The sequence below is a fragment of the Streptomyces ossamyceticus genome (genome assembly GCF_001418475.1).
GTDB lineage: Bacteria > Actinomycetota > Actinomycetes > Streptomycetales > Streptomycetaceae > Streptomyces > Streptomyces ossamyceticus.
Map to the genome: position 1 here is coordinate 1 of NZ_LIQX01000359.1, position 3,816 is coordinate 3,816.

Genomic DNA, 3,816 nt, shown 5'->3' on the forward strand with positions numbered 1-3,816 from the left:
GCCGAGGGTCTGTCCAACACCGGCATCGGCACGCGGATGAACCTGAGCACGGGCACGGTCAAGGACCACGTCAGCGCCGTCCTCGGCAAGCTGGGGGTGGGCAACCGCGTCCAGGCGGCCCTGCTCGCCGAGCGCGCCGGTCTGCTGCGGGCGCGGCGGGACGGGGAGGCGGGGTGAGGCGGTGGCCCGCGGTCCGGTCGCACCGTCCGCCGGCGGTGCTGTGGGACGCCGTCCTGGTGGCGGCGGCGCTGGTGGACGTCCGGATCCACTTCGCGCCGGACGAACCGCTGCGCATGGTCTGCGCCCTGCTTGCCGCCCTCGTCCTCCCGGCCCGCCGCCGACTGCCCTCGCTGACGTTCCTGTTGGCCCTGCCGTCCGCCCTGGTCTCCGACGCGGTGTTCGCCACGCTGGCCGCGCTGTACACCCTCGCGTCCCTGTCCCGGCACCGGGTCCTGCTGGCCGGGTGTGCGCTGGCGTACGCCGCCTGCGATCTGACCTGGTGGTCGTGGCCCGCGCCGGAGTTTCTCGAACCGCACGAGAGCTCCGCGCTCGTCACGGTCACCTACAGCGTGGCGACGGGGGTCGCCCCCGTCTTCCTCGGCCAGCTCGTCCAGGCCCGCCGCGAGCTGTCGCTGCGGCTCGACGAGATCTCCGAGGCCCGCGAGCACGAGCGCCTGCTGCTGGCCCAGGGCGTACTGGCCCGGGAACGCGCGCAGCTCGCCCGTGAGATGCACGACGTGGTGTCCCATCAGGTCAGCCTGATCGCCGTGCGGGCCGGGGCGCTCCAGGTCGGCAGCCGGGACCCCGGGACGAGGGACGCGGCGGCCACCATCCGGCGGCTGAGCGTGCAGACGCTGGAGGAGCTGCGGCACATGGTGAGCGTGCTGCGCGCCTCCGGCAGCCGCCCCACCGAGCTGACCCCGCAGCCGTCCCTGGCCGATCTCCGCCGCCTCGTCGACTCCAGCGGCATCGAGGCCGAGCTGCGTACCGACCTGCCCGACGACCTCCCGCCCGCCGTGCAGCGCGCGGTGTACCGCACCGTCCAGGAGGCCCTGACCAACGTCCGCAAGCATGCCCCCGGCGCCACGGCCACGATCCACGTCCGGCACAGGAGCGGCACCGTGCACGCCACCGTCGCCAACACGGCCCCGACCCGCCCGGCCCTCCCTCTCCCCGGCGCCCACCACGGCCTGGTCGGCCTGCGTCAGCGCGCCGAACTCCTCGGCGGCACGGTCGCCTCCGGCCCCACACCCGACGGCGGCTACGCGCTCCGCCTGGAGCTCCCGGCCGAGGCGACGACCTGACCCCCGGCCGGCGCCGTCGCGCCGTCACGCAGTCACGCAGTCACGCAGTCACGCAGTCATCATCAGCAGCATCGTCGCCATCGAGCCGCCCATGCCGATGTGACCGGCCAGGCGGGCGTTCGGCGCCGAGAGCACCGCGGGGGTGCGGGCGACGCGGCGGTGACGGGCCCTCGGGGCGGGCGCCGCGGCTGCCGCGACCGGGCCGCGCAGACGGGCCCGTACGGCCAGGGCCACGAACACCACGAAGTAGGCGGCCAGCGCCCAGAAGGCGGCACGCCACAGGACGGCGGAGCCGGAGGAAGCGGCGGCCTCGGTCAGCCCGTGCCCGCCGCCCGCGCCCTGCATCCCGGCCATCGCCCCGTGGCCGTGCCCGTGTCCGGAGGCGCCCAGGGCGAGGGTCGGTCCGGAGCTCTCGCCGGGCATGGCCAGGGTCATGAGCACCATGGCGGCGCTGCCGATCACGAGGTGCGCCCCGTGCCCCAGCTGCCGTATCCCGCCCCGCCTGACGTGGCGTACGGAGAGGGCCACGCCCCCGACCAAGAACACGGCGAAGACAGCCGCCCACCACAGGCCGTACGTGCCGTAGTGCAGGGCCGTCGGGGGCGCCGCCATCACGGCCATGCCCGCGCCCATGGCGACCTCGGCTCCCGCCTCGAACCGGGCCCAGCCGTCGACCAGCGCCATCCGGACGAGGTTCCCGAGGGCCGCCCCCGCTCCCAGCACCACCAGCGTCCAGCCCAGAAGATGTCCCGTCACATCGCCACCGCCACTCGTCGACCACTACGTATCTCCTTAGTACGTAAGGTGTGGCGATCCGACTCATCGGCGTGGGCGGGGGTGCGTGACGGGAGGGCCCGACACGGACGTCCACACCTCTCGCTATATACCCCCCAGGGGTATAGTGTGCGGAGTGTCGAGGACGGGCCACCACGGACGAGGACGGGGATGACAGGTCATGGACCACAGCGCTCACCAAGACGGCAGCGCGCACGACCGCGCCGCACACGAGGGACACGAGGGGCACGCCGGCCACTCGACGCCTCCCGGCGGGCACGGCGGAGCCTCCTGGAGCATGGCGGTGAGGGCGACGCTGCACTGCCTGACCGGGTGCGCCATCGGGGAGATCCTCGGGATGGCGGTCGGCACGGCCCTGGCGTGGGGCAACGCGCCGACGATGGCGCTGGCCATCGCCCTCGCGTTCCTCTTCGGGTACTCCCTCACCCTGTTCGCGGTGCTCCGCGCGGGCCTGGACCTGCGGGGTGCGATCAAGGTGGCGCTGGCCGCCGACACCGTCTCCATCGCCGTGATGGAGCTGGTCGACAACGTGATCATCGCCCTGACTCCGGGAGCGATGGACGCCCACCTCTCCGACGGGCTGTTCTGGTCGGCGCTCCTCGGCGGGTTCGCGGTCGCGTTCCTGATCACCACGCCGGTCAACAAGTGGATGATCGGCCGCGGCAAGGGCCACGCCGTCGTCCACACCTACCACTGACTCCCCCTTCCGCCGCCGCGCCCCCTCGGGCCACCCCGTTGGCCCGAGGGGGCGCGGCCGGAGCCGAACGGGTGGTCAAGCAGGGGAACGGAGGGCCGGGTTCACCCGGCTGAGCGCCTCGAGTGGTGGCGAGCGGAAAATCGACTGACGGTTGATCACGTCAAGGCCGGGTCCCTTCAGCTGACGAAGCACCAGCTGCCCGGTCATGGCGGAAGGACCATCAAATGCGTTCAGCCCGGATGCTTTTCGCCACTGCGGCGGCCACGGCCGTCCTCGCCATCACCGCCCCCGGCGCCTACGCCGACGGGGACGAGTGGGACCGCGGGGACCACGGGTACAGCAAGGAGCACCACAAGGACGGCAGGCACGAAGGCCCGCGGGGCGGCGTTCACACCGGTGGTGGCGCCCTGAGCGCCACCCAGAACGACGAGTGGAGCCCCGAGGGCAAGGAGGACAAGTCCTGGGGCGCCGAGGACAAGCAGAAGGACGAGGGGCGCAAGGAGTCGTGGAAGGGCGACAGTGACAAGGAATCCTGGAAGGGCGACCACGGCAAGCCGCGTGGCGGGATGCACACCGGCGGCGGCGCGCTCGCCTCACCGGGCATGACCGCCGGCGGGCTGGCGGTCCTCGCGGTCGCGGGCACCGGCATGTACGCCCTGCGCCGCAAGAACCTCGGCGGAAGCGCGGCCTGATCCATGCCCGGCGCGATACCTGGCCCGACAGCGGCCGCGGCCGTCACACCGTACAGCGTGTGGCGGCCCGGCTGCCCGGCTCCCCGCCCCCCGCCCGTTCCGCTGCCGCGCCTTGTGAGGTGGTGTCCAATGGCAGCCCATCCCTCCTACCCCGGCGGCACCGGTCCGGGACCGACCCGCCGCGGGAACCGACCGAACATGACCGTACTGGTCGCCCTGGGCCTGCTGATCGTCTCCCTGATCCTGTTCGGCCGCGCGGGCTCCTCGCCCGACGCCTCCCCACCGCCGGGCGCCCGGCACGCCCCGCAGGTCGCGACGACGCCACCCC

The 3,816-nt window shown here is 73.6% G+C and carries 5 protein-coding genes; 4 read left to right on the plus strand and 1 reads right to left on the minus strand.

Annotation, left to right across the window (positions count from 1 at the left end; all coding sequences use genetic code 11):
* Both AOK15_RS25390 and AOK15_RS25395 read left to right on the plus strand, forming a co-directional pair.
* On the plus strand, nt 1–177 hold a 177-nt coding region (locus AOK15_RS25390), incomplete at its 5' end, for a response regulator transcription factor (RefSeq protein ID WP_167738852.1).
* On the plus strand, nt 174–1,304 hold the full coding sequence (locus tag AOK15_RS25395) for a sensor histidine kinase (protein WP_055520678.1): 1,131 nt from the start codon (nt 174–176) through the stop codon (nt 1,302–1,304). The genes AOK15_RS25390 and AOK15_RS25395, both read left to right, overlap by 4 nt.
* A gap of 48 nt (nt 1,305–1,352) precedes the next feature.
* On the opposite strand, the gene AOK15_RS25400 is transcribed toward AOK15_RS25395, so the two are convergent.
* Complete coding sequence (locus tag AOK15_RS25400; protein WP_055520679.1) at nt 1,353–2,060, minus strand: DUF5134 domain-containing protein; 708 nt, start codon at nt 2,058–2,060, stop codon at nt 1,353–1,355.
* Between the two features lie 199 nt (nt 2,061–2,259).
* On the opposite strand from AOK15_RS25400, the gene AOK15_RS25405 reads away from it, so the two are divergent.
* Entirely contained in the window at nt 2,260–2,796 is a 537-nt protein-coding gene (locus AOK15_RS25405; RefSeq protein ID WP_055520680.1) for a DUF4396 domain-containing protein, read from the plus strand.
* A gap of 224 nt (nt 2,797–3,020) precedes the next feature.
* A complete protein-coding gene (locus AOK15_RS25410; RefSeq protein ID WP_055520681.1) occupies nt 3,021–3,488 on the plus strand; it encodes a hypothetical protein in 468 nt (155 codons plus the stop codon).
* Nucleotides 3,489–3,816 lie beyond the last annotated feature (328 nt).

What these genes read in the sequence shown, in the direction of transcription:
- AOK15_RS25405 (WP_055520680.1), top strand. Translation starts at nt 2,260, where the DNA reads ATGGACCACAGCGCTCACCAAGACGGCAGCGCGCACGACCGCGCCGCA.
- AOK15_RS25410 (WP_055520681.1), top strand. Translation starts at nt 3,021, where the DNA reads ATGCGTTCAGCCCGGATGCTTTTCGCCACTGCGGCGGCCACGGCCGTC.